Origin of the sequence: Cochleicola gelatinilyticus, from assembly GCF_001637325.1 — a bacterium.
GTDB classification, from domain to species: domain Bacteria; phylum Bacteroidota; class Bacteroidia; order Flavobacteriales; family Flavobacteriaceae; genus Cochleicola; species Cochleicola gelatinilyticus.
The window spans coordinates 1113800-1139036 of sequence record NZ_LRXL01000026.1 but is presented as its reverse complement, the minus strand read 5'-3'; the positions used below and the strand labels follow the sequence as shown (position 1 = coordinate 1139036).

The window sequence follows — 25237 nt, the reverse complement described above, 5'->3', positions numbered from 1 at the left end:
TCAGAACAAAAGCCCTATTTTTGCAGGCATTAAATACAGTACTATGAAGATAAAAGGAACGTTGATTCCTATTGGAGGCAACGAAGACAAAGGGATTGAAACTAGAGAAGTTTATCATCTCGAGTTTATTGAAGAAGGTATTCTTTCTAATGTCGTTAGAGAAAGTGGTGGAGTTGATGCCTCGATCCTTATCATTCCTACTGCTTCAAGCATTCCCGATGAAGTAGGTGAAAATTACTTACATGCTTTTAGAAAACTGGGTTGTACTAATTTGCATGTCATGGACATTCGCAAAAGAGCAGAGTCTGAAGATCCAAAAAACATCGCCTTAATGAAAAGTGCCGATTGCGTCATGTTTTCTGGAGGAAACCAATCTAAGATCACCAGTAAAATTGCTGGCTCAACACTTCACAAAATAATGATGGACCGTTACATTAACGAAGACTTTGTGATTGCAGGTACAAGTGCCGGAGCCATGTGCATGTCTCAAGAAATGATTACCGGAGGAAGTTCTACTGAATCTTTTATAAAAGGAGCTGTAAGAATGAACGAAGGAATGAACTTTATTCCCGAACTTATAATCGACTCGCATTTTATACGCAGAGGACGGTTTGGACGTATTTCTGAAGCAGTCGCACGTTTTCCAAATCTTACCGGGTTAGGGCTGGCAGAAGATACAGGTGTAATTATAAAGAATGGAAACGATTGTACCGTAATAGGTTCAGGAATGGTCATCTTTTTCGATGGCACTAAACTAACTCACAATACCAACAAATTATTAGAACACGGCACTCCTATGACAATGGCAAACCTTGTCGTGCACGTACTTTCAAACAGCGACAATTACGATATCGCTAAACGGAAAGTTACCGTATTACCTATAGATGCTCCATTTATTTAATTAAGCAACCATTAAACGAAAAGCTGTATAAATCATTAGAATGTAGGAATATACAGCTCTATTTATAAATAGAAATTTCAGTTTGTCCGTTCGAAGATCGCGAGGCACGGTACATACCCTCGGTATTAAATGGCATTGATATCGCACCCGTAGCATCTACAGCGATCAATCCGCCATCACCACCAATAGCTGCAATTCTTTTATGAATTACTTCGGAAGCTGCCTCCTCTAAAGAAACCCCTTTAAATTCCATAATGGCTGAAACATCGTAAGCAACAACACCCCTTATAAAAAACTCTCCACTTCCAGTACAGCTTATTGCACACGTTTTATTGTTCGCATAATTTCCAGCTCCAATCATCGGACTATCACCCACACGACCCCATTTTTTATTGGTCATCCCTCCTGTTGAAGTAGCCGCAGCTAGATTCCCATTTTTATCGCAAGCGACAGCACCCACCGTGCCAAACTTACTGTCTTTTTTTACAGAATGATCTAACTGAAACGAATCACTTCCTTTAATCTCCTGCCATTGTTGATACCGTAATTCATCATAAAAATACTCTGGCGCTTCCGTGATATAGTTGTTTTCTGAAGCGAATTTCATGGCGCCTTCACCAGCGAGAAACACATGCTCGCTCTTCTCCATTACATCACGCGCAAGAGATACTGGGTTTTTAACACCTGTAATTAAACTTACGGCGCCAGCATGTAACTCTTTACCCTCCATAATTGCCGCATCCATTTCGTGTGTTCCTTCAGCAGTAAATACACTTCCTTTTCCTGCGTTAAACAAAGGGGAATCTTCTAAAACAATTACGGCCCTTTCGACCGCATCGGTAGCAGTACCACCTTCATCAAGAATGGTATATCCTGCTTCTAAAGCACGTTCTAAAGCTGCTCTGTAAGCCACTTCTTTTTCAGCTGTCATTTGTCCTCGCAACAAGGTCCCTGCTCCACCGTGAATGGCAATCGAGAATGTATTCATGTTTGCATAATTTTAGTGCCGAAAGTTACAAATTGAATTTCAATAAATTTCGGTTCAAGGCAGAAGTTTCGTAGTTTTGGAACTCATCTAAGTATCGTCTTTTATTAGGCTAGAAACAACATGTAATTCTAGCATATATTTTAAATTCCGAAAGTCTATGTCCAGTCAGAAACGTTTATTTTTACTCGATGCCTACGCCTTAATTTTTAGAGGGTATTATGCGCTTATAAAAAACCCGCGAATTAATTCGAAAGGACAGGACACATCTGCTGTAATGGGCTTTATGAATTCGTTATTAGACGTAATTCGTCGTGAAAAACCCGACCATTTAGCCGTATGTTTCGATAAAGACGGAAGTGCAGAACGTACCGCCTTGTTTCCCGATTATAAAGGAAATAGAGATGAAACTCCCGACGTAATTCGACAATCGATCCCCATAATTCAAGACCTTATTAAAGCGATGCACATTCCTTGTATAGAAATCAGCGGAATGGAAGCCGACGACATTATTGGTACGCTAGCAAAACAAGCCGAAAAAGAAAATTATCAGGTTTTTATGGTAACACCCGATAAAGATTTCGCACAGCTAGTATCCGAAAACATCTTTATGTATCGTCCCGCTAGAATGGGAAATGCTATCGAGATCTGGGGAATCCCAGAAGTACAAAAACGCTTTGGAGTTGAAAGACCCGAGCAAGTTATCGATTACCTCGGAATGATGGGGGATGCCAGCGATAACATTCCAGGACTTCCAGGTGTTGGCGATAAAACCGCTAAAAAATTCATTGCTGCTTATGGTTCTATGGAAGGGCTGCTTGCCAATACCGATAAGTTAAAAGGGAAAATGAAGGAGAAAGTGATCGAGAATGCTGAATTAGGACGTCTCTCTCGAAAGCTTGCAACCATTTATACCGATTGCGATGTAACCTTCAACGAAAAGAATTATGAGCTTTCACCGCCCGATGGTGAAAAAGTACAAGAGATCTTTGAAGAACTCGAATTCCGAAGAATGAAAGATCAGTTTTTAAAATTATTTTCAGGAGGAGATGCCGATGCAAAAGGGGGACTTACCACACCAGGAAGTTCGGAAGCTTCAGAAAAAGCAAGCTCAAAAACTAATAAATCGGCCTCTGCAGGCTCAGGACAATTTTCTTTATTTGGTGGAGACAGCTCAGCTTCCGAAGCAATAAAAGAAATTAATTCCCGAAAAACGCTCAAAGAAACCGAGCATTTCTATCAAACGGTTCAGCCAGGAATGGGAACAAAATTATTCCTTCAGAATTTATTAAAACAAACTAGTGTATGTTTCGATACAGAAACTACTGGGTTGAATCCGCTTACTGCCGAATTAGTGGGAATCGCATTTTCATGGGAAATAAGCAAAGGATTTTATGTACCGTTTCCAGAAGATCGCGACCAAGCCCAGCAACTTATTGAAACGTTACGCCCTTTCTTTGAAGATGAGGGAATTGAAAAGATCGGTCAGAATTTAAAATACGATATTAAAGTCCTGGCGAAATACGATATTACGGTAAAAGGAAAACTGTTCGACACGATGCTTGCGCATTATCTTATCAATCCAGATATGCGACATAATATGGATGTTCTGGCAGAAACATACCTCAACTATACCCCCGTCTCTATTACCGAGCTTATTGGAAAAAAAGGAAAAAATCAAAAATCGATGCGGGATGTACCCGTGGAAGATCAAACCGAATATGCAGTAGAAGATGCTGATATCACGCTTCAGTTAAAAGAACATTTTCAAAATGAACTCGGGGAAGCCAATACTCAAAAATTATTCGATGATATTGAAATTCCGTTACTTCGAGTACTCGCCGATATGGAGTTAGAAGGTATTAATCTTGACGAGGATTTTTTAAAAGGACTTTCCGAAGCATTAGAAACAGATATCGCCACCCTTGAAAAGGATATTTATCAAGAAGCTGGCGAAGAATTTAATATCGCTTCTCCCAAGCAACTGGGCGATATTCTATTTGGAAAATTGAAACTGGTTGACAAACCAAAGAAAACCAAAACGGGACAATTTTCTACGGCTGAAGACGTGCTTTCGTATTTAGCTAAAGACCATAAAATTATTCGTGATGTATTAGAATACCGCGGACTCGCAAAACTAAAAAGCACCTATGTAGATGCCCTTCCCGAACAGGTGGAAACTGCTACCAACCGTGTACACACCGATTACATGCAAACGGTCGCTGCAACAGGAAGACTTAGTAGCAACAACCCCAACCTTCAAAACATTCCTATTCGTACCGAGCGCGGACGGGAAGTACGAAAAGCGTTTATTCCGAAGAACGAAGATTACGTGCTGCTAGCTGCCGATTATTCACAGATCGAATTGCGAATAATTGCTGCCTTAAGCGAAGAAGACACGATGATAGAAGCTTTTAAAAACGGAGAAGACATTCATGCATCTACCGCTGCAAAAGTATTTAATGTTCCTATCGATGAAGTGACTCGTGAGCAACGAAGTAACGCAAAAACCGTCAACTTCGGAATTATTTACGGTGTATCTGCTTTCGGTCTCAGCAACCAGACTGATCTCTCTCGAAGCGAATCGAAAGAACTTATTGACACGTATTACAAAACCTACCCAAAGCTTCGTAATTACATGAGCGAGTTGGTCGATTTTGCACGGGAGAATGGCTACGTACAAACAGTATTAGGCAGAAGACGCTACCTCAACGGCATCAACGGAAGCAATGCTGTGGTACGTGGAGCTGCTGAAAGAAATGCCGTAAATGCACCTATTCAAGGAAGCGCAGCCGACATCATCAAGATCGCAATGATCAATATTTACAAAAAGCTTTCCGAAGGAAATTACAAAACCAAAATGTTATTGCAGGTACATGATGAATTGGTATTCGATGTCTACAAACCCGAATTGGAAGAAATGAAAACAATGATCAAGGCCGAAATGGAGAACGCATATACGCTTGCCGTGCCTTTAGATGTAGAGCTAGGAGTGGGACAAAATTGGTTAGAAGCGCATTAAAAACAAGGCAACACCCCACTTAACTTAACACAAGAGAGAGGTGTTTTATTTACTGCAAAAATTTTATATGTGTTAGGGCGAGTCCCTTTTCCGCTCCGCTTCAAAGGGTCGGGCTATACGCGCTACATGGTAGCCAGCTGCTATCCCTCTCGCAAAATACCTCGATAAGACGAATTAAGGTATAAGAATACGCTACTACAATTTAATAACGATGCGCTTCATAAATGATAACCAAATTCTCATTGTTAACATAAGAATCGACATTTAGAGTAAAACCGTCGGGATTAAAAGAGGTTAATACAGCAGAATTTATTCCGTTAGACCCTCCATTTTGATTTCCGTACCGAACACCAATACAATGACTGTCTGAAGCATATCTCGAAATACTGTTTATTGAATTACCAGAACCACCCACGTTAATCACTTGTTGGGTAATAGAACCAGCATCCTGTCTAGCGAAACCTTTCATACCACCAAAAGAGTTGTCTTTTCCATTATTATTGGTTGCCCCGCTAGCATTTACATTGTAACTTTCAATATTTGAATATGCTGTGAAAGAAACATGCCTTGGTTGAAAAGGTATTCCAGTTATTGTAATATTTCCTGCACCATTAATAATTGCTTTTCCTACATACACCCTCGGACTATTATCGAATAAAGGGGTCCAATTAGTACCGCTCCAGTAATAAAATCCAGCAGGGCTTAATCCCCCTGTACCGTCATTAAAAACTATAGTACTAATTGCCAAAGCACCTCCATTCGGGTTGGTAACAGTGGCAACATCGGTAGTAGAGGCAAGTGCAAATCTAGGCAACAATACTCCACCATCTGTTGAAGTAACATCTAACGCGCCTTGTGGAGTAGTTGTAGAAATCCCCACTTGTCCTGAGGCCTGGATAAATAAAAATAAGGCTAAAAAAGTTAATAAGTGAGTTCGTATCATAATTTGAGGTTTTACTAACATTCTAATATATATAACGAAAATTTGTTGAAAAAAGTTTTAATTATCACTCAATACAAAATTAATAATTATCCTTTAAGGGAAAAAAAATTAGCTTTTTTCCCTAATAAATGTTGAGTGCATCCGTTTTTTTAGCGATTCTACTAGGCATAAAAAAGCCCGAGTTCCAAAACATTGGAACTCGGGCTTAATAATTTAATTGTCTGTTAAACTTTTACTGTTTTTGATAAACTATTGTTAGGTCTTCAATGAGTACAGCACTACCATCACCTTCTACTACATCAACAAAATATCCACTAGGAATTACAATTGTCATTGTATTTCCAGATAATTCGGCTTCGATACTTTCACCGTCAGAATCGATGTCAACCGTATTTCCCGATTGTGTAAATGTTAGGGGTGAAATCTCAATTTCCTCAATACACTCGATGGTATATTCTCCGCCTTCAGGTGCATCAGAACTAATATCTAGAGTGATCTCTGCATATGATGTTGAAGTAGAAACACCCGTGCCATTATCAGCAAAGGTTAGAGTTTCGTTCTGGTAGCAATTAGTTTCAATTAAAAGGTTACTAGAAGCCGAACCATCCATATCTATATCGATCGTAGATTCCCCTCCAAACGAGGTCATTTTCCAAGTTCCTACCAAAGAAGCAGTTTCTCCTCCATTATCATCATCACTTGAACAAGATGTAATTACCAACGCAATAGCCAAAAGGCTTAAAAAATTTTTCATGATTTATTTTTTTTGTTAGCGGGCAAAGAAAGACGAATTTAATAATATCGACAAAAATTAATCACTTTTATTTGTCTACAAAACAAATCGATACGTTGCTTTTATTAAAAATATATTTTCAGGTTTTTGTCCAAAGATCTGGTTATCTACGATCGACCTAAAATTGTTCTCTGCAATTCCGTTACCGTTTATCCCCTGCGACCAAACGAAGAAAACTTCAGAGCCAGGAATATACTCCCAACGCACCACTAAATTTGATCGATATTGCACAAACGCAAAGTCTGGTTTTCCGAAGGAATAATCGGAGATCCCATCGGTATTCTCATCAATAGAATACGTGTCACCCTGTAATTGTATCTGATTTGTTGTATAGGTTGTAACACGATCGGAAAGGTCTGTTGCTATAGGATTATTCACATAATTAAAATCGGAATATTTCCCTCTCGCAATAAAGGGCTCTCCATAATACTGAATGCTTAGGTTGGGATTAATCGTATAATTTACTCGAAATACCGTGCTAATAGTTTCTTGGTCTATTGCTGCAGTGATATACCTTTTACCCTGTAAAAAATCTGACTGCGCTACATATTGTGTTTTATCGGGTCGCGACTCATATTTAGCTGTCATTGAAACATTCAACGAATTAAGGGGCTGATAATTTAATCGTACTTCATAACGAGTAAAACCAAAATTCTGCTCCCTTGCCTCCCCGAAAACATAGCCCAATGTTGTACTCAATTTTTTTCTACTATCGGTTCCAACATATAAAAACCCAAGATTAAAGCCATTATTTCGAAAACGAGGTCCGCCACGAAGCACCGAATTATTAAAATCTGCCGCATTATTTTCTGAACCTGCTTCCGCAAACCAGTTGTTTTTAAAGTTCACAAAACCCACTAACTGATAGTAAAACTGATTGTAATTTCCTTCAAAGTCATGATTAGAAGATTGATATGCCCTAATATTTGCGCGTCGGTACCAAGAAGTAGGTTTGTTAAATTCGCGCGTCACTCCAGCATATTGCTGTATATCATCTGCTCTTCGTAAAAATCCGATGTCATTTAATTCCAATTCTGGAGATCGCCAAACTCCTCCTATATTGTAACGCCAATTCCCGCCACCTCCTTTTCCAAATTCGAGTCGCCCACCCGTCCCCGTCAATGAAGTTTTTGTGGTATCAACTGCTACATGAGAGGCCCCTTCTCGTTGAAAAAGATGAACGATAGAACGTTGCGTTTCGGTAATAGCTTCAGCCGTACCATTTACTTGACTTAAAACGGTATTTCCTTCAATATAAAATGTACGGTCGTTCCAGTTATGTTTAAAATCGATTCCTCCGGAGTATGCATTGTCATGTAAGAAACCCAGATTTGGTTCCATCTTTCGATTGGTGGCCGTAAAAATTCCACCGATATAACTATTGCGGTCATTAAAATCTTTTTGTGCTCGCCCAACAAAATAATTGGTTAATGGCTCTACTAGTGTTTCAACCTCTGAGCCATCTTCATTAATCACTTCGGCAAATTCTTTCGAAGTAAGGCTTTCTAAAACTCCCACAGACCATCCATCTTTCGTTTTTCCACTAAATTTTGCAGCTCCTAAAATAGTAGTATTTTCAGGCTGATCTACATAGGCGGTCGTTGCGCCAAAGGCTGACCCCTGTGGACTACGACCAATACGTCGCGAAAAGAACAAATTGTCTTGATTGTTTCCGAAGCTATAATCGAAAATATTCTTATTCTCTACGAAAAAGGGGCGTCGCTCTTCAAAGAATATTTCGAATCCGTCGAGGGCAATGGCTCCGGGATCTGCATCTACCTGTCCGAAATCAGGATTGATCGTTAGGTCTAGCGTAAGATCGTTGGTGATTCCAATCTTTGCATCTACTCCTCCAGTGAGTCTTGCATCACTTCCATCGCGAAATGGATTCCCTTCTTCTTCCGGATAGGTTTTTAATTGGGTTACCGTGTAGGGTTGAACCTCTAATTGTTTTTGCGGTTTTATTCCCTTAATACCGCGAAGTTCCCCAAATTCACTCACCCATCCCGGTGCATTTGGAAGTACTGGTTGCCATAAAGACCGCTCTTCGGCACGAAAATACCGCCGGGTTGATTGTAATCCCCACACTTGTTCTTCATCGGCACTAAAACGCAACTGACTTAAAGGAATACGCATTTCTGCCGTCCAACCCTTTTCATCAATTTGAGTTTTTACATACCAGATAGGATTCCAGCTTCCGTCCCAGTTATTTCCATTTTGAGAAATAAATTCATCTCCTTTTACGCCAGCAGCACTAATCGTAAATGAGAATCCGGTGCGATTGTCGTTATAGCTATCAATATTAAATTCAACCCAATCCCCTTCAAAGCCATCGCGTCGTGATAATCGTTTTACAATATCTTCGGGAACCGCATCGTAACAGCGTACTGCGATATATAAATTCTTTTCATCATAAATGATCTTAAATTTTGTTTGTTCGGTGGGAGCTGTTCCATTATCTGGTTGGTTCTCTACATAATCGGTAGCCCAGTCTACCAAATCCCAAACAGGCTCATTAAAAATACCATCTAATTCTGGTGGTGTTTGGGAAGCGATCGAAGTAGTTAGATAACTTTTCTGAATTGGTTTTATTATTGTTTCTTTAGGAGGCTGCTCCGACTGAGCAATTAAGGCAGATAGACTCATCATAAAAAACAAAAGATTGATTAAATTGACGCGAAACATGATTGGTTGGTTTGTAAAAAAGACTCTAAGCGGTATCTTTTGTGACAGATTTAGTAATAATTAAGATATCTTTAACACTTGTAGCGTGATAAAATAGGAGTTATATCTTCAGAATTGTAATCAATAAAGCTTTTTTCTGAAGCTATTTTTTTAAGTACTTTACAAAAAATTACTAGGCTTATGAGAGGGCTCTTGTGTATATTAATTGCAGTGCTTGTTTACACAAATAATTTTACGCAAACAGAAATTGGGCAACGAGTTCTTTCCGAAGAAATTTCAGAAATAATAACAGTTTATAGCCTGGATATTTCCCAACCTCAGCCATGTACTTAATAGCCATTTCTACGGAAAATAAAACTCTTTATAAAAAAATAAGCAAACGCTAAGATTTACTGAAAGGATGCGAAAACTAATCTCAAAAAAAAAACCTGCGTACGATATTACTGAAGCGCTTTCCACGTATCTCACGCGGCACGGAAGAAACATTAAAATTCCAATTTATTACGATGATCTACTGCGTTTTCAAGGATCGACAGTCGTTTATGATAAGTATGGAAACGATTCTTTATGGATTGGGGTGTATTACAGCGAATGGGAAACCGAAGAGATCGAATCGAGTTTAAAACGCATGTATTCGATCTTGCATAGTGATGGTAGCGACTCTCTACTGCCGTATCTTACTATTGATAGTATCGATTTTTGCACCTTCGGAAATTCGAAACCTTTTCGTGTAAAAGTGCGGAATATACTCAACGACAACTATATTTTTCTATACATAAAAAAAGCAGATGCATCGAGAATCTACGGATTGGAACTGGAACATCTCCTATCACCAAATCATATTAACTTTCTAGTTCACGGAAACACACTTATTGAAGAACACATCTCGGGAATTCCGGGTGATGATTTTATTGAGAACAACCTTGAATATTGCTCTGAACAGGATAAAAAAGAAATCGCTAAAGAGTTCGTAAAGTTTAATGAACGTTGTTTCGTTCGTCTTTTGGGCGATATGCGGTCTTACAATTATGTCATGGTACTTACCAACGATTTCGATCGTATTCAATACCGCATTAGAGCCATCGATTTCGACCAGCAGAGTTATGAGGGTAATTTAAAGGTATACTTACCGCAATTCTTAAAAGAGAACAATGTTTTGGTGAAAATGACCCTGTCGTTATTACAAGAAGCCTCCATAGAGCAATACAAAAAAGAAGAACGTTCGTTACTTGCAAAGCGTGCAACTAGTGAAAATAATCGTTTGCAGGAATTATTAACGTGCATGAAAAACGACGAGATCTCTCCTCCAGAAAAGATTAAAGAATTAAAAAAAGCGTTACTCAATCTTACAGGAGATATCAATTTCAAAAAATCGAAAAATATGGGAGAAATCTTAGAAAGCGCGCTCGATTTTATTGTTCGAAATTATAAAAATGAAAATCCGTATATTATCAAATAAGCTATGAGGGTAGTAAAAACAACAAGCGATGACCCAGAATTTATAGCTTTGGTTAAACAGCTTGATGCAGATTTAGCGGTAACCGATGGGGATGAACATGCATTTTACGATCAATACAATAAGTTAGACCACATTAATTATGTGTTAGTTGGTTATATAAACGATAAAGCAATTGCATGTGGAGCTATAAAAAAGTACAACGATGTTACTGTAGAAATAAAACGAATGTATACCCTACCCTTAGAACGAGGAAAAGGACATGCGGTTAAAATCTTATTAGAATTAGAAGCTTGGGCATCGCAACTAAAGTTTAAAAAATGTATCTTAGAAACAGGAACTCGACAGCCTTATGCCATTGCCCTTTATAAAAAATGTGGTTATAAGATCATTGAAAATTATGGACAATATAAAGGTGTAAAAAATAGTGTTTGTTTTGAAAAAAATTTGTTTCCAAAGGATCAATCAAAATAATATCTTTTAAAATTAAAGACAACTAGTAAAAATTAACTGTACAAAAAAAGTATTTAGTATAAATGCATAAAAAAACTATAAATAATTTATTATGCATGCATAGTATTTTTATATCTTTAACACCAAGAAGTTTTTAACGTTCAATCTGCTAATTAGAATTTTATGAAAATTAAGAAAGTATTGGTTGCAAATCGTGGTGAGATCGCCATTCGAGTACTACGTGCCTGCACCGAAATTAATTTACAAACAGTTGCCATCTATACCTTTGAAGACAGGTATTCACAGCACCGTTACAAAGCAGATGAATCGTATCAAATTGGCCCAAACGATGCGCCGTTAAAACCTTATCTCGACAGTGATGCTATTGTTGCGCTTGCAAAATCGAAAAACGTAGACGCCATTCATCCAGGATATGGTTTTCTTTCTGAAAATTCTGACTTTGCCCGAAAATGTGCGGCAGCAGGAATTATTTTTATAGGTCCCGATCCTAAAGTGATGGATGCGCTGGGAGATAAAATAACCGCAAAGAAAATCGCTGAGAAATGCAACGTTCCAATTATAAAAAGTAACACCAAAGAACTGTCTTCTCTAAAAATCGCCCTTTCTGAAGCTTCATCAATAGGATATCCATTAATGCTGAAAGCTGCTTCTGGCGGTGGGGGTCGCGGTATGCGAATTGTGCGGAACGATGAAGACCTTACAAATAATTTTGAATCTGCCCGCAGTGAATCCCTCAATGCATTCGGAGACGACACCATGTTTTTGGAGAAATATGTGGAAGAACCAAAGCACTTGGAAATACAAATTGTAGCAGACAATCACGGAAATATTCGCCATTTGTACGAACGGGATTGCTCGGTACAAAGACGCCACCAGAAAGTGGTGGAAGTGGCACCTTCATTTAATGTGAGTCAGAACGTAAAAGATGCATTGTATAAATATGCAGTAGCAATCGCTGAAGAAGTTAGTTATAACAATGTAGGAACGGTGGAGTTTCTTGTCGATAAAGAAGATAATGTATTTTTTATTGAAGTAAATCCTCGTATTCAAGTAGAGCACACTGTTACCGAAATGGTTACAGGAGTCGATCTTATTAAAACACAAATTTTTGTTGCAGGAGGTTATAAACTATCGGACAAGCAAATAAAAATTTACGATCAGGATTCTTTGGCGACGTATGGCTTTGCGCTACAATGTCGTTTAACTACAGAAGACCCTGAAAACAATTTCACCCCCGATTACGGAACTATCACGACTTACCGAAGTGCCTCCGGAATGGGAATACGATTAGATGCAGGAAGTATATACCAATCGTACAGTGTGAGTCCGTTTTTCGATTCGATGTTGGTAAAGGTCTCTGCGCATGGAAGAACTTTAGACGGCGCCGTGCGTAAAATGGTACGTGCGTTAAAGGAATTTAGAATTCGTGGCGTAAAGACCAACATTCATTTTCTACAGAATGTAATTCAGCACGAAACCTTCAAAAGTGGGAAAGCTTCAGTTAATTTTATTCAGAATACCCCAAAACTATTCGAAATAAAACTTTCTCAAGATCGTACTTCAAAAATCACTAATTTTTTAGGAGAAGTAATTGTAAATGGAAATCCAGATGTAAAGTACACCGACGATAAAAAGGTTTTCAGAACTCCAAAAATTCCTTCGTTTAATGCTTCGGAAGACTTTCCGAAGGGAACAAAAGATAAATTGACAGAGCTCGGTCCAGAAAAATTCTGCGCTTGGCTGAAGGAAGATAAAAAAATTCATTACACAGATACTACCATTCGTGATGCCCACCAATCATTACTGGCAACACGAATGCGAACCTACGATATGCTTGCGATGGCTGAAAGTTATGCCAAAAACCACCCAAATACTTTTAGTGTAGAAATGTGGGGTGGTGCGACCTTCGATGTATGTTACCGTTTTTTACATGAAAGTCCGTGGACACGTCTTCGTGAACTTCGGAAACTAATTCCGAATATTTTATTCCAGATGCTGCTTCGCGGTTCGAACGGAGTTGGGTATAAAGCATATCCCGATAATTTAATTGAAAAATTTATTGAAACTTCCTGGGAAAACGGAGTTGATATTTTTAGAATTTTCGATTCTTTAAACTGGGTAAAAGCAATGGAGCCGAGCATTCAATATGTGCGTAAAAATACAGGAGGAATTGCTCAGGCTGCGATAAGCTACACAGGAGATATTTTGGATCCAAATGAAACAAAGTATACCCTTAAATATTACACGCAGCTGGCGAAAGATCTTGAAAATGCTGGTGCACACATGATCGCTATTAAAGATATGGCCGGCTTGTTAAAACCGTATGCTGCAACCGAACTGGTTTCTGCATTGAAAGACACCTTAACTATTCCAGTGCATTTGCATACACACGATACTTCTTCCATACAATCTGCCACCTATTTAAAAGCGATTGAAGCTGGCGTTGATGTCGTAGATGTTGCATTGGGTGGACTTTCGGGACTTACCTCGCAACCCAATTTTAATTCGGTGGTTGAAATGATGAAACACCAACCCAGAGAGCACGAATTTGACATCAAAAAATTAAATGAATTTTCGAATTATTGGGAAGATGTTCGCGAGTTTTACTATCCGTTTGAAAGTGGTTTAAAAGCAGGAACGGCAGAAGTGTATCAGCATGAAATTCCGGGCGGACAATATTCTAATTTACGTCCGCAGGCAGAAGCGCTTGGTTTAGGTGATCGGTTTGATGAAGTTAAGAAAATGTACGCTGAGGTAAATGAGCTCTTCGGAAATCTTGTAAAAGTAACTCCAAGTTCGAAAGTAGTAGGAGACATGGCGATCTTTATGGTCACGAACGATCTTACTCCGGCAGAAGTGATGGAAAAAGGAGACAGCATCTCGTTTCCAGAATCGGTGATAAATTTCTTTAAAGGAGACTTAGGTCAACCTATGGGAGGTTTTCCGAAAAAACTTCAACAGTTAATCTTAAAAAATACCGAAGCTTATTCAGACCGCCCGAATGCCCATTTAAAACCTATTGATTTTACTGAGGAGTACAAAGCGTTTCAGAAAAAATTTCAGAAAGGATTTTCACGACCGATCGAATTTGAGGATTTCTTGTCCTACAGTTTATACCCAAGAGTTTTTGAGCAAGCACACGAAAAATACAAGGCGTATGGGAATGTAGCTATACTTCCTACTACCACGTTCTTCTACGGAATGAAATTAAGAGAAGAGGCCATGATCGAGCTGGAGCCTGGAAAGACCATTGCAGTAAAATTACTGTCGGTAGGAATTCCGAATGATGAAGGGGTGAGAATTGTATTCTTTTCAGTAAACGGAGAGAATCGTTTTGTGGAGATCAAGGACAATTCTATTAAGGTAGAAAAAGAGGTGCACATACAAGCCGATAAAGAAGATGACGGTCAGTATGGTGCCCCTTTGCAGGGAATGCTCTATAAAGTATTGGTGAAAAAAGGACAAGAAATTGTAAAGAATGATCCACTTTTTATCATAGAAGCCATGAAAATGGAAAGTACGGTAACAGCTACGAAGGCAGGAAAAGTAAAATCGGTCACCCTGAAACCGGGAACGATGCTAATGAAAGGGGATCTTGTTGTTACGGTGGAGTAAACCAAAACTTTGAAATTACCAAAAAGGTGAGTTTATGCTAAGAATAGCATAAACCCACCTTTCTTTTATACTTTTAAGGACATTTTCAAACTTCATAATTATAATCGGTATCCTTAATAAAAATTTATTCTTCACGAATTGTTTTTCAAATAAATAGTAGTACATTTGCAGCCCTCAAAAGCAGCCTTTTACAAGAATGCTTGCGGGTGAAAACAATGAATTATTAACAATTTGACAAAAAACTAATGGATACATTAAGTTACAAAACAGTATCTGCTAACAAGAACACCGTAACAAAAGAGTGGCTTTTAGTAGATGCGGACGGGCAAACATTGGGTCGTCTTGCGAGTGAAGTAGCAAAATTACTTCGCGGTAAACACAAACCTAGCTTTACACCACACGTGGATTGTGGGGATAATGTGATTATCATTAACGCAAAAAACGTCCAATTAACAGGTAATAAGTGGGATGACAAAACCTACATTCGACACACGGGATATCCGGGTGGACAACGTAGTTTGACTGCCACTGAATTATTCAAAAAGAGTCCTTCAAGAATGGTTGAAAAAGCCGTGAAAGGGATGCTTCCTAAGAACAAATTAGGAGCTGAATTATTCAGAAACTTAAAAGTAAATGACGGTGCTGAGCACGGTCAGGAAGCTCAAAAACCTAGATCAATCACTATTAACACTAACACCAAGAAGTAATGGAAGTGATTCACAAAATCGGACGAAGAAAAACTGCAGTAGCACGTGTGTACCTTTCAGAAGGAAAAGGAAACATTACAGTGAACAAGCGTGAGTTAGAAAAGTATTTCACTACGCCTACACTTCAGTACAAAGTTAAGCAAGCATTAGCTTTAACAGACAATGAAACAACATTCGACATCAGCGTAAACGTATTTGGCGGTGGAATTACAGGACAAGCAGAAGCGATTCGTCTTGCAATTGCAAGAGCTATGTGTACTTTAAACGATGAGAATAGAGGGATCTTAAAACCAGAAGGTTTATTAACAAGAGACCCAAGAATGGTAGAACGGAAGAAATTCGGACAGAAGAAAGCCCGTAAAAAATTCCAATTCTCGAAACGTTAATATTTATTCAATACATGTGTCGTATCGCAATACATTCGGTACGACACATTATTATAAGTTCATATTTTATTTAATTATTAAAGCTGTTATCCGTCTTAAGCGGAAAGTAGTTTAGCATCTAAACCTTTTAAACATAAGGTTGCTATCTATTTACAGAACGTAAACTATTACAAAAATGGCAAACAAAACAAATGCAGAAGTAAAAGAACTTCTGGACGCAGGTGTACACTTTGGTCACCTAACAAGAAAATGGAACCCGAACATGGCACCGTATATCTATATGGAGCGAAATGGGATTCACATTATCAACCTTTACAAAACAGTTGCAAAAATTGAAGAGGCGAATGAAGCCTTGAAAAAAATTGCATCTAGTGGACGAAAAATCCTTTTCGTAGCTACAAAAAAACAAGCAAAAGATATTGTTGCTGAAAAAGCAAAAGCTGCAAACATGCCGTACATCACAGAAAGATGGCCTGGTGGAATGTTAACAAACTTTGTTACCATTCGTAAAGCAGTAAAGAAAATGGCATCTATCGATCGCATGAAACAAGATGGTACTTTTAACACGCTTTCTAAAAAAGAACGTTTACAAGTAGATCGTCTTCGTATGAAGTTAGAGAAGAACTTAGGTTCTATTAGTGATATGAGTCGTCTTCCTGCTGCGTTATTTATTGTTGACACAACACGTGAGCATATTGCAGTAGCAGAAGCGCAAAAACTTAATATTCCTATCTTCGCTATGGTAGATACCAATAGTGATCCAAGAGTGATCGATTATGTAATTCCATCGAATGATGATGCATCTAAATCTATCGACAAAGTTATGTCTGCAGTTTCTGAAGCTATCATTGAAGGATTGTCTGAACGAAAGTCTGGGAAAGATAGCGATGACGATCAGTCTGGTGCTGCTCCTAAGAAAGCGAAGAGCAAAAAAGCAGATGCATCTTCTAAAGAATCAGGAGATAAGAAAGTAAAGAAAACTGCTGATGCTGAAGTACCTTCTAAAGATGCTGAAGACAAAAAAGCAATGAAAGAGGCTAAAAAGCCTGTTAAATTAGAATCTAAAAGTGAGACTATGGAAAAAGCAGGTCTTACTAAAGAAGAAGAATAAATAACATTCGCTTAAACTATTAAAGTCGTTTGATTCTTTTCTTTGCTGAAATAAATTGAACGACTTTTTTCAAATTCATACATTCATTAATTAAATCCCATATTATGGGAATTATAAATTCATAGTACGATGGTAAAAGTAACTGCCGCAGAAGTAAATAATTTAAGAAAGAAAACCGGAGCCGGAATGATGGACTGTAAAAAGGCATTGGTAGAGGCTGAAGGAAATATGGAGGAAGCAATCGCTATTCTTCGTAAAAAAGGACAAAAGATCGCAGAGAAAAGAGCAGATCGTGACTCTAGTGAAGGAGCTGCCATTGCTGCTGTTAATGACGATAACACAAAAGGTGTGATCGTTTCTTTAAACTGTGAGACAGATTTCGTTGCAAAAAATGACTCGTTTGTAGAAATGGCTCAGAAATTAGCTGATATCGCTTTAAATACAACTTCAAAAGAAGAATTATTACAAGCAGATTTCGACGGAATGACTGTAGAAGAAAAATTGATCGAACAAACCGGAGTTATTGGTGAGAAGATCGAAATTGGTGGATACGAGGTGTTAGAAGCTCCATTCGTAGGGTCTTATATTCACGGAAATAAAATTGGTGCATTAACGGGACTTTCAAAAGCGGTTGATAATGCAGACAAATTAGCAAAAGATGTTTCTATGCAAGTAGCTTCTATGGGAGCCACTACACTTTCATACAAAGATTTTTCTCCTGAATTTGTTGCTTCTGAAACTCAAGCACGTATTGCAGTAATTGAAAAAGACAACATCGAATTAGGTCGTTTAGGGAAAACATTGAAAAATGTACCTCAGTACATTTCAAGAATGCAGTTAACAGACGAAGTTTTGGCAAAAGCTGAAGAAGATGCGAAAGCTGAATTAAAAGCTGAAGGAAAACCAGAACAAATCTGGGACCGTATTCTTCCTGGGAAAATAGAGCGTTTTATAAGTGATAACACAACGTTAGATCACGAAAAAGCACTTTTAGATCAGAATTTTATCATGGACGAAAAGAAAAGCGTTGGAGAATATGTAAAATCATACGGCGATGTTGACGTTGTTGGGTTTAAGAGAGTTTCTTTAGCATAATTACTCCGTTCATTCAAAGAACAATTCAAATAGATTCTTATAGTTTGAATCGCAAAATTTTTAACCGTTCTCAATTTATTTTGGGAACGGTTTTTTGTTTTCGTACTTCATCCAACATTTTTAATTATTTTTGCACGAACAAACTCTCGCTATGCACTACAAAAGAATCCTTTTAAAACTATCAGGGGAAGCCTTAATGGGAAATCGCCAATACGGTATCGATCCTGAGCGCTTAAAAGAATATGCCGAAGAAATCAAAGAAATTATTGAAACCGGCGTTGAAGTCGCCATCGTAATTGGAGGTGGAAATATATTTAGAGGTGTTTCTGGAGCTAGTCGAGGAATGGACCGTGTACAAGGAGATCACATGGGAATGCTTGCTACCGTAATTAATGGATTGGCGCTACAAAGTGCCTTAGAAGATGAAGACGTACCTACTCGCTTACAAACGGCCATTAAGATTAACGAGGTAGCGGAACCTTTTATTCGTAGAAAAGCCATTCGACATCTTGAAAAAGGTCGTGTAGTAATCTTCGGAGGAGGGACCGGAAACCCATATTTTACGACCGATTCTGCAGCCGTATTGCGTGCAATCGAAGTGGAGGCAGATGTTATTTTAAAAGGAACCCGTGTAGATGGTATTTACTCCAGCGATCCAGAAAAAGATTCCGCAGCAACAAAATTCGATTTTATTAGTTTTGAAGATGTACTTCGGAAAGGATTAAAAGTAATGGACACTACCGCCTTTACATTAAGCCAAGAGAACGAATTGCCTATTATTGTTTTCGACATGAACACTAAAGGAAATTTAATGAAAGTTGTTTCCGGAGAAAACATAGGAACGAAAGTTAATTTATAGATCCTATCAAATTTGACAAAGTTCTTGCCATTTGATTAAAAAATGATATTTTTAAAATCAGAATACAAATTTCAGATTAATGTACTGAAATCTCAAATTGAAAACCTCCCGCATCTTGAACCAAAGCCTGCCTGCAAATAGCGATAGCAAGGCACAACAATTAGGGACCGTAACACATATATAATATGGAAGAAGAAATTAAATTTATAATCGACAGTACCAAGGAAGCAATGAATAAAGCTTTGTCTCATCTTGAAAAACAACTGGTGAATATACGGGCAGGAAAGGCTTCACCTTCTATGTTGGGAAGTGTAATGGTAAATTATTACGGAAACCCTACACCTTTAAGTCAAGTCGCAAATGTAAATACACCCGACGGGATGACAATTTCTATTCAACCTTGGGAAAAAGGGATGATTCCAGAAATTGAAAAAGGAATTCATCAGGCAAACATTGGCTTTAATCCAATGAACAATGGTGAAAGTGTTATTATTAACGTACCACCATTAACAGAAGAACGTCGTAAAGATCTTGCTAAGCAAGCCAAAGCAGAAGCAGAAGAAGCAAAAATTGGAGTTCGAAATGATCGTAAAAATGCCAATAACGATATTAAAGATCTCGATGTTTCCGAAGACATGAAAAAGAATTTAGAAATCGACATTCAAAATATGACCGATGAACATATTCAAAAAATAGAATTGGTGTATGCCAAAAAGGAAAAAGAAATTATGACGGTATAATTTACTGTTAAAGTTAAACATAATACAATAAAGCGGCCTAAAAGCCGCTTTATTACTACCTTTGCATTTCCTAAAAACGAGTCACAAGACTATATGCGGCACCTCCTTTTAATTTTTATCTTGTTAATCGGGTTTTCTACCCTAGCACAAGAGCCCGCTATACAAGTTAAAAAAGATACTTCGGCTACTAGAGTAGAAAAGAAACAAAGCCCGTTTAGTACGGGTTACTATCCATTATCCTTCTTTGATTTCGATTTAAAATACCTTATTAAATATAATAATTATGAAGGCTTACGGCTGGGCGCTGGAGGTGTTACCAATAATAAACTTTCCGAGAAATTTAAAATAAGTGGTTATGTGGCTCATGGGTTTAAAGACAAGGATACTAAATTCAGCCTTGGTGGAAGTATTCGTTTAAACAAAGAAAAAAATACATGGATCAATGCATTTTACATTGACGACATTGAAGAAATTGGCCGCTTTAATTACTTAACCGATGCTCGCGTATATTCTGTTTTCGAACCACGATTGGTGAATGTAACGCAATTCTATAAACATCGTACCTGGCAGCTTAATCTTCAAAATGAATTTTCTAAAAAATTTCTTTCTGAAGTTCGTATAGGTCGTAGCCGTATAGAACAAATTGAAAATTACCGGTATTTAAACGACGGAACGCTATACAACTCTTATGAAACTGCAGAGATTACAGCCTCAGTGCGTATAAGCCCTAAGACTAATTTTTTTACAACTGAAGACGGACGCGTTGAGTATTTCGATGGATTTCCAAAAATTTCAGCACAAGTTACACAAGGTATTAAAGGAATTACAGAAAGTGATTTTAATTACACGAAATTCGGACTTAAGCTCGATTACTACATAAAACGAACCGATCTCTCCTCCACCAATATTTTACTGGAAGGAAACCTTGCAACGGGTGATGTTCCATTAACGCATTTATTTCACGCCTACCCTAACAGTCCTACAAAAGATCAAATTCTTCAACGGTTTTCGGTAGCAGGTCGTCGAAGTTTTGAAACCATGTATTTTGGGGAGTTCTTTTCAGATAAATTAACTACGCTTCAAGTAAAGCATAGTTTGCGGCGGTTTTATTTTTCTGAACGCTTTAAGCCAGAACTCGTATTTATAACAAAACACGCATTAGGAAGTCTATCGAACAAAACAGACCACGTTGGATTAGAATTCAACACCCTAGAACAAATCTATTCTGAAACAGGTTTTGAATTGAATAAATTAATCTTTGGTTTTGGGTTAAGTTTCGCATATCGATACGGTTACTACAACCTTCCTGAATTTGAAGATAACGTTTCTTTTAAATTTACCTTTTACTTAAAGTTATAAGTCTTAAAAACGTATCGAAAAAGACCCCTTGCTCCTTTGTTATTCATACCTTTGCGAATGAAAGTAATCTAGGTTCGATTTGAATAAATTATTTAGTATAGGTTTTTGGAATACTGTCGCTCGTTTTATTCTACGGAATCGACCGCTTATTCTTATTATTATTGCCGCCATTACCGTTTTCTTCGGAATGCAATGGAAAAATATGCGCTTTACCTATACGGAAGCGAACTTACTACCAGACGATCATGAGGTAAACCTTCAATACAGCGAATTTTTGTCCCACTTTGGTGAGGAGGGCAATTTAATTGTTCTTGGCATCAAAGACTCTACCCTGTTTACTCCTTCTAAGTTTACCGCATGGGATCAACTTTCGAAAGACCTTCAAAAATCCGATGAAGTTGCCCTATCACTTTCCGTAGGAAATCTTCAGAAATTAGAAAAAAGAAAAGACACAACTGGTTTCAAAATGGTTCCAGTTTTGAAAGATTCCATATTTTCAGAAGAAACCCTTAAAAAATATAAATACGAGCTTTTCAATAAACTACCCTTCTACAATGGGTTGGTGTATAGTCCAAATAAAAAGTCGGTTCGAACCGCAATCTATCTAAAGAAAGATATAGTTAACACCCCTGCTCGAAAAGATTTTATAGACAAAGTACTTATTCCTCGCATACATGAATTTGAAGAAACTACCGGAATAAAAGTACATGCTTCGGGAATGCCTTATATACGTACGCTAAATTCACAAAATATTATTGACGAAATAGGAATGTTTATTGGGGCTGCATTACTGGTTACCTCATTAATTTTCTTTTTCTTTTTTAGGTCGTGGCGAGCGACATTTATATCAATGTGCACGGTAATTATTGGGGTAATGTGGGCGTTTGGAATTCTAGGATTACTGCATTATGAAATTACAGTACTTACTGCTTTAATTCCCCCTCTCATTATTGTTATTGGGATTCCTAATTGTATCTTTTTAATTAATAAATACCAACAAGAGATAAAACAGCACGGTAATCAAGCAAAATCGTTACAACGGGTTATTGCAAAAGTGGGTAATGCTACATTAATGACCAATGTAACGACTGCTTCGGGATTTGCCACGTTTATCCTTACTAACAGTCAGTTATTAAAAGAGTTCGGTATTGTAGCTTCCATTAATATAATCGCTATATTTCTATTAAGCCTGTTCATTATTCCAATTGTGTACAGCTACATGGAAATTCCGAAATACAAACATTTAAAACACCTTAACAAAGGATGGATTAATGATTTTGTAAACTGGATGGAAGCGATGGTTCGCCACCGTAGAATTGCAATTTATGTAAGCGCCGTAATCTTGCTTTGTGCCAGCATTATTGGTATGTACAATATTAAAATTTCGGGAAGTATTATAGAGGACATGCCACAAAAAGCAGAATTCTATAAAGACATTCGATTTTTCGAAAAAGAATACAACGGGATCATGCCATTAGAAATATTGGTAGATACGAAGCGCCCCAAAGGTGTTATGAAGCTCGCTACTTTAAAGAGAATGGATGAATTACAAGAGTATATTACAGAAATTCCTGAATTTTCTAAACCTCTTTCGGCCGTAGAATTAGTAAAGTATTCGAAGCAGGCTTATTATAATAACAATCCCGAATACTATCAATTACCTAATAGTCAAGAACGAACTTTTTTACTTTCGTATGCTAAGAACAGTTCACAAGACACGAACCTACTTTCCAGCTACATTGACTCTACTGGTCAATTTGCGCGTATTACAGCTTTTATGGTTGATACGGAGACCGAACGGTATGATCGTATTGAAGAAGACTTAAATGCCAAGATTGCTAAGATATTTCCCAAAGAACGATATAATGTAACGTTAACAGGGAAAGCATTGGTGTTTCAGAAAGGAACAAAATATTTGGTGAATAATCTTATTATATCACTCTCACTCGCAATCTTCCTTATAGCATTATTTATGGCGTGGATGTTTAGAAGCCTTCGAATGATTTTAATCTCATTAATACCAAATTTACTTCCACTTATTATTACTGCAGGGTTAATGGGGTTTCTAGGAGTTCCTATAAAACCATCTACGATTCTTGTTTTTAGCATTGCCTTCGGAATTTCGGTCGACGACACCATTCACTTTTTAGCGAAATACCGGCAGGAGCTTATTGCTAATAACTGGCGTATTAAGAAATCTGTATATGCGGCGTTACGTGAAACTGGTGTAAGTATGTTTTATACTTCTATTGTGTTGTTCTTTGGATTCTCTGTTTTTACAATTTCGAGTTTTGGAGGAACCGTTGCTTTAGGCGCTCTGGTTTCAGCAACACTTTTATTCGCAATGCTCTCTAATTTGTTGCTCCTACCCTCTTTATTATTATCGCTAGAAAAAAGCATTGCAAATAAAGAAACGTTTAAACAACCTGCTTTAAAAATTATTCCAGACAAAGACGAGGAAAATGAGGATGAGGACGAAGAGAATATTGAGGGATCGAATTAACTGTTAATAGAGGTTTTATTTCTTTTATTCTAGCACACATATTTAGTATTATGAAATCTTAATATTGAAAAGCGAAAACATAGCCTATTTACAGATTATTGTTTCTGAATTCTCGAATTTCAATTAAAAAAGTATCTTTGCCATTCAAACTTTGAAACCCATGAAACAACAGGATATAGCACATGTTTTAACACAAGAACCCACCTTACATTCCCTTTTGGTTAGAGGCTGGGTACGGTCCTTTAGAAGCAACCGTTTTATTGCTTTAAATGACGGTTCTACGATTAAAAACATTCAATGTGTGGTTGATTTTGAGAACTTTGAAGAAGATGTTTTAGCAAAAGTAACCGTAGGGGCTGCGGTGGAAATAAAAGGCGTTTTGGTTGAAAGTCAAGGACAAGGACAATCGGTTGAAATTCAAGTGAGTGACATCGAAGTTTTGGGAGAAGCCAATCCTGAAGATGTAAAATTAACTATTCTTTCTCCTAAAAGACATACTTTAGAAAAGTTACGCGAACAGGCACATTTACGGGTTCGCACACAAACCTTTAGTGCTGTAATGCGTACACGCTCTAAACTATCTTTTGCGATTCATGAATATTTTCAGAAAAACGGATTTTATTACATGCACGCTCCCATCGTTACGGGAAGTGATGCTGAAGGTGCCGGGGAAATGTTTCGTGTAAGTGCTCTCGACCCAAAAAATCCACCCCTAAAAGAAAACGGAGAGATCGATTATTCTAAAGATTTCTTCGGAAAAGAAACCAACTTAACGGTAAGTGGCCAATTGGAAGCCGAAACCTACGCCATGGGATTAGGAAAAGTATATACTTTCGGACCAACATTTCGTGCTGAAAACTCGAATACTTCACGTCATTTGGCAGAGTTCTGGATGATCGAACCGGAAGTTGCATTTTGTGACCTAGCAGGTAACATGGATCTTGCTGAAGACTTTATAAAGTATGTTATAAAGTATGCGTTGGAACACTGTGCAGATGATCTTGAGTTTTTAGAGAATCGTTTGTTACAGGAAGAAAAAAGCAAACCACAAGCAGACCGAAGTGATATGCCGTTACGTGAAAAACTTCAGTTTGTGTTAGAAAATAATTTTAAACGGGTTTCCTATACAGAAGCAATCGATATTTTAAAACGATCGAAACCAAATCAGAAGAAAAAATTCAAATATATTATTGAAGAATGGGGTGCCGACCTTCAGAGCGAACACGAACGCTTTTTAGTGGAAAAACATTTTAAGTGCCCGGTAATTTTATTCGATTACCCAGCAAAAATTAAGGCCTTCTATATGCGTTTAAACGACGACGGAAAGACCGTCCGTGCGATGGACGTATTATTTCCAGGTATTGGTGAGATCGTAGGAGGATCTCAGCGTGAAGAACGTTACGATGTCTTAAAAGAGAAAATGGAAGCGATGGGAATCGATGAAGAAGAATTACACTGGTATTTAGATCTTCGAAAATTTGGTACAGCTGTTCACAGTGGCTTCGGATTAGGGTTTGAACGCCTTGTTCAATTCACAACAGGAATGGGAAATATACGGGATGTAATACCTTATCCCAGAACACCTGGAAATGCTTCTTTCTAA

At 37.8% G+C, this 25237-nt stretch carries 18 protein-coding genes; 14 read left to right on the top strand and 4 right to left on the bottom strand.

From position 1 onward, the window contains the following. Window positions 1-43: 43 nt before the first annotated feature. A complete protein-coding gene (locus ULVI_RS07205) occupies window positions 44-901 on the top strand; it encodes a cyanophycinase (RefSeq protein WP_068591152.1) in 858 nt (285 codons plus the stop codon). A gap of 58 nt (window positions 902-959) precedes the next feature. On the opposite strand, the gene ULVI_RS07200 is transcribed toward ULVI_RS07205, so the two are convergent. Further along, the gene (locus ULVI_RS07200; RefSeq protein WP_068591150.1) at window positions 960-1889 is read right to left on the bottom strand and encodes an isoaspartyl peptidase/L-asparaginase family protein; all 930 of its coding nucleotides are present in this window, start codon (window positions 1887-1889) and stop codon (window positions 960-962) included. A 157-nt stretch (window positions 1890-2046) separates the two neighbouring features. Here ULVI_RS07200 and polA point away from each other — a divergent pair, with 157 nt between their 5' ends. Further along, complete coding sequence (gene polA, locus ULVI_RS07195; RefSeq protein WP_068591149.1) at window positions 2047-4908, top strand: DNA polymerase I; 2862 nt, start codon at window positions 2047-2049, stop codon at window positions 4906-4908. 202 nt (window positions 4909-5110) lie between these two features. On the opposite strand, the gene ULVI_RS07190 is transcribed toward polA, so the two are convergent. From ULVI_RS07190 to ULVI_RS07180, 3 genes are all read right to left on the bottom strand, one after another. Beyond that, a complete protein-coding gene (locus tag ULVI_RS07190; RefSeq protein ID WP_068591445.1) occupies window positions 5111-5851 on the bottom strand; it encodes a hypothetical protein in 741 nt (246 codons plus the stop codon). A gap of 232 nt (window positions 5852-6083) precedes the next feature. Then, the gene (locus ULVI_RS07185; protein WP_068591147.1) at window positions 6084-6605 is read right to left on the bottom strand and encodes a lipocalin family protein; all 522 of its coding nucleotides are present in this window, start codon (window positions 6603-6605) and stop codon (window positions 6084-6086) included. Between the two features lie 75 nt (window positions 6606-6680). Continuing rightward, window positions 6681-9293, bottom strand: a complete 2613-nt coding sequence (locus ULVI_RS07180; protein WP_241780960.1) for a DUF5916 domain-containing protein — start codon at window positions 9291-9293, stop codon at window positions 6681-6683. 436 nt (window positions 9294-9729) lie between these two features. On the opposite strand from ULVI_RS07180, the gene ULVI_RS07175 reads away from it, so the two are divergent. From ULVI_RS07175 to asnS, 12 genes are all read left to right on the top strand, one after another. Next, window positions 9730-10788 (top strand): hypothetical protein, encoded by a 1059-nt coding sequence (locus ULVI_RS07175; RefSeq protein WP_068591142.1) that lies wholly within the window; start codon window positions 9730-9732, stop codon window positions 10786-10788. 3 nt (window positions 10789-10791) lie between these two features. Then, on the top strand, window positions 10792-11259 hold the full coding sequence (locus ULVI_RS07170) for a GNAT family N-acetyltransferase (protein WP_068591140.1): 468 nt from the start codon (window positions 10792-10794) through the stop codon (window positions 11257-11259). Window positions 11260-11421: 162 nt separating this feature from the next. Further along, window positions 11422-14874: a pyruvate carboxylase gene (locus tag ULVI_RS07165; protein WP_068591138.1), complete on the top strand. Its 3453-nt coding sequence runs from the start codon at window positions 11422-11424 to the stop codon at window positions 14872-14874. A gap of 245 nt (window positions 14875-15119) precedes the next feature. Beyond that, complete coding sequence (rplM, locus tag ULVI_RS07160; RefSeq protein WP_068591136.1) at window positions 15120-15581, top strand: 50S ribosomal protein L13; 462 nt, start codon at window positions 15120-15122, stop codon at window positions 15579-15581. Then, window positions 15581-15967 (top strand): 30S ribosomal protein S9, encoded by a 387-nt coding sequence (rpsI, locus tag ULVI_RS07155; RefSeq protein ID WP_068591135.1) that lies wholly within the window; start codon window positions 15581-15583, stop codon window positions 15965-15967. The genes rplM and rpsI overlap by 1 nt, the downstream gene beginning before the upstream one ends. Before the next feature lie 175 nt (window positions 15968-16142). Then, a complete protein-coding gene (rpsB, locus tag ULVI_RS07150; protein WP_068591133.1) occupies window positions 16143-17078 on the top strand; it encodes a 30S ribosomal protein S2 in 936 nt (311 codons plus the stop codon). Window positions 17079-17207: 129 nt separating this feature from the next. Next, on the top strand, window positions 17208-18173 hold the full coding sequence (gene tsf / locus ULVI_RS07145; RefSeq protein ID WP_068591131.1) for a translation elongation factor Ts: 966 nt from the start codon (window positions 17208-17210) through the stop codon (window positions 18171-18173). 151 nt (window positions 18174-18324) lie between these two features. Then, window positions 18325-19032 carry a UMP kinase gene (pyrH, locus tag ULVI_RS07140; RefSeq protein WP_068591129.1) on the top strand — a complete coding sequence of 236 codons (708 nt, stop codon included), beginning with the start codon at window positions 18325-18327 and terminating at the stop codon, window positions 19030-19032. Window positions 19033-19217: 185 nt separating this feature from the next. Then, window positions 19218-19772 carry a ribosome recycling factor gene (frr, locus tag ULVI_RS07135; protein WP_068591126.1) on the top strand — a complete coding sequence of 185 codons (555 nt, stop codon included), beginning with the start codon at window positions 19218-19220 and terminating at the stop codon, window positions 19770-19772. Between the two features lie 93 nt (window positions 19773-19865). After that, entirely contained in the window at window positions 19866-21131 is a 1266-nt protein-coding gene (locus ULVI_RS07130; protein ID WP_068591124.1) for a DUF5686 family protein, read from the top strand. Between the two features lie 79 nt (window positions 21132-21210). Next, window positions 21211-23634 (top strand): efflux RND transporter permease subunit, encoded by a 2424-nt coding sequence (locus ULVI_RS07125; RefSeq protein ID WP_068591122.1) that lies wholly within the window; start codon window positions 21211-21213, stop codon window positions 23632-23634. Window positions 23635-23794: 160 nt separating this feature from the next. Continuing rightward, window positions 23795-25237: an asparagine--tRNA ligase gene (gene asnS / locus ULVI_RS07120; RefSeq protein WP_068591120.1), complete on the top strand. Its 1443-nt coding sequence runs from the start codon at window positions 23795-23797 to the stop codon at window positions 25235-25237.

Excerpts from the sequence above, each read along its gene's own strand:
- ULVI_RS07130 (WP_068591124.1), top strand. The coding sequence starts at position 19,866 with ATGCGGCACCTCCTTTTAATTTTTATCTTGTTAATCGGGTTTTCTACC.
- ULVI_RS07205 (WP_068591152.1), top strand. The coding sequence starts at position 44 with ATGAAGATAAAAGGAACGTTGATTCCTATTGGAGGCAACGAAGACAAA.
- rplM (WP_068591136.1), top strand. The coding sequence starts at position 15,120 with ATGGATACATTAAGTTACAAAACAGTATCTGCTAACAAGAACACCGTA.
- ULVI_RS07180 (WP_241780960.1), bottom strand. The coding sequence starts at position 9,293 with ATGATGAGTCTATCTGCCTTAATTGCTCAGTCGGAGCAGCCTCCTAAA.
- asnS (WP_068591120.1), top strand. The coding sequence starts at position 23,795 with ATGAAACAACAGGATATAGCACATGTTTTAACACAAGAACCCACCTTA.
- ULVI_RS07200 (WP_068591150.1), bottom strand. The coding sequence starts at position 1,889 with ATGAATACATTCTCGATTGCCATTCACGGTGGAGCAGGGACCTTGTTG.
- ULVI_RS07185 (WP_068591147.1), bottom strand. The coding sequence starts at position 6,605 with ATGAAAAATTTTTTAAGCCTTTTGGCTATTGCGTTGGTAATTACATCT.
- ULVI_RS07190 (WP_068591445.1), bottom strand. The coding sequence starts at position 5,851 with ATGATACGAACTCACTTATTAACTTTTTTAGCCTTATTTTTATTTATC.
- rpsI (WP_068591135.1), top strand. The coding sequence starts at position 15,581 with ATGGAAGTGATTCACAAAATCGGACGAAGAAAAACTGCAGTAGCACGT.
- pyrH (WP_068591129.1), top strand. The coding sequence starts at position 18,325 with ATGCACTACAAAAGAATCCTTTTAAAACTATCAGGGGAAGCCTTAATG.
- ULVI_RS07170 (WP_068591140.1), top strand. The coding sequence starts at position 10,792 with ATGAGGGTAGTAAAAACAACAAGCGATGACCCAGAATTTATAGCTTTG.
- ULVI_RS07165 (WP_068591138.1), top strand. The coding sequence starts at position 11,422 with ATGAAAATTAAGAAAGTATTGGTTGCAAATCGTGGTGAGATCGCCATT.
- rpsB (WP_068591133.1), top strand. The coding sequence starts at position 16,143 with ATGGCAAACAAAACAAATGCAGAAGTAAAAGAACTTCTGGACGCAGGT.
- polA (WP_068591149.1), top strand. The coding sequence starts at position 2,047 with ATGTCCAGTCAGAAACGTTTATTTTTACTCGATGCCTACGCCTTAATT.
- tsf (WP_068591131.1), top strand. The coding sequence starts at position 17,208 with ATGGTAAAAGTAACTGCCGCAGAAGTAAATAATTTAAGAAAGAAAACC.
- frr (WP_068591126.1), top strand. The coding sequence starts at position 19,218 with ATGGAAGAAGAAATTAAATTTATAATCGACAGTACCAAGGAAGCAATG.
- ULVI_RS07175 (WP_068591142.1), top strand. The coding sequence starts at position 9,730 with ATGCGAAAACTAATCTCAAAAAAAAAACCTGCGTACGATATTACTGAA.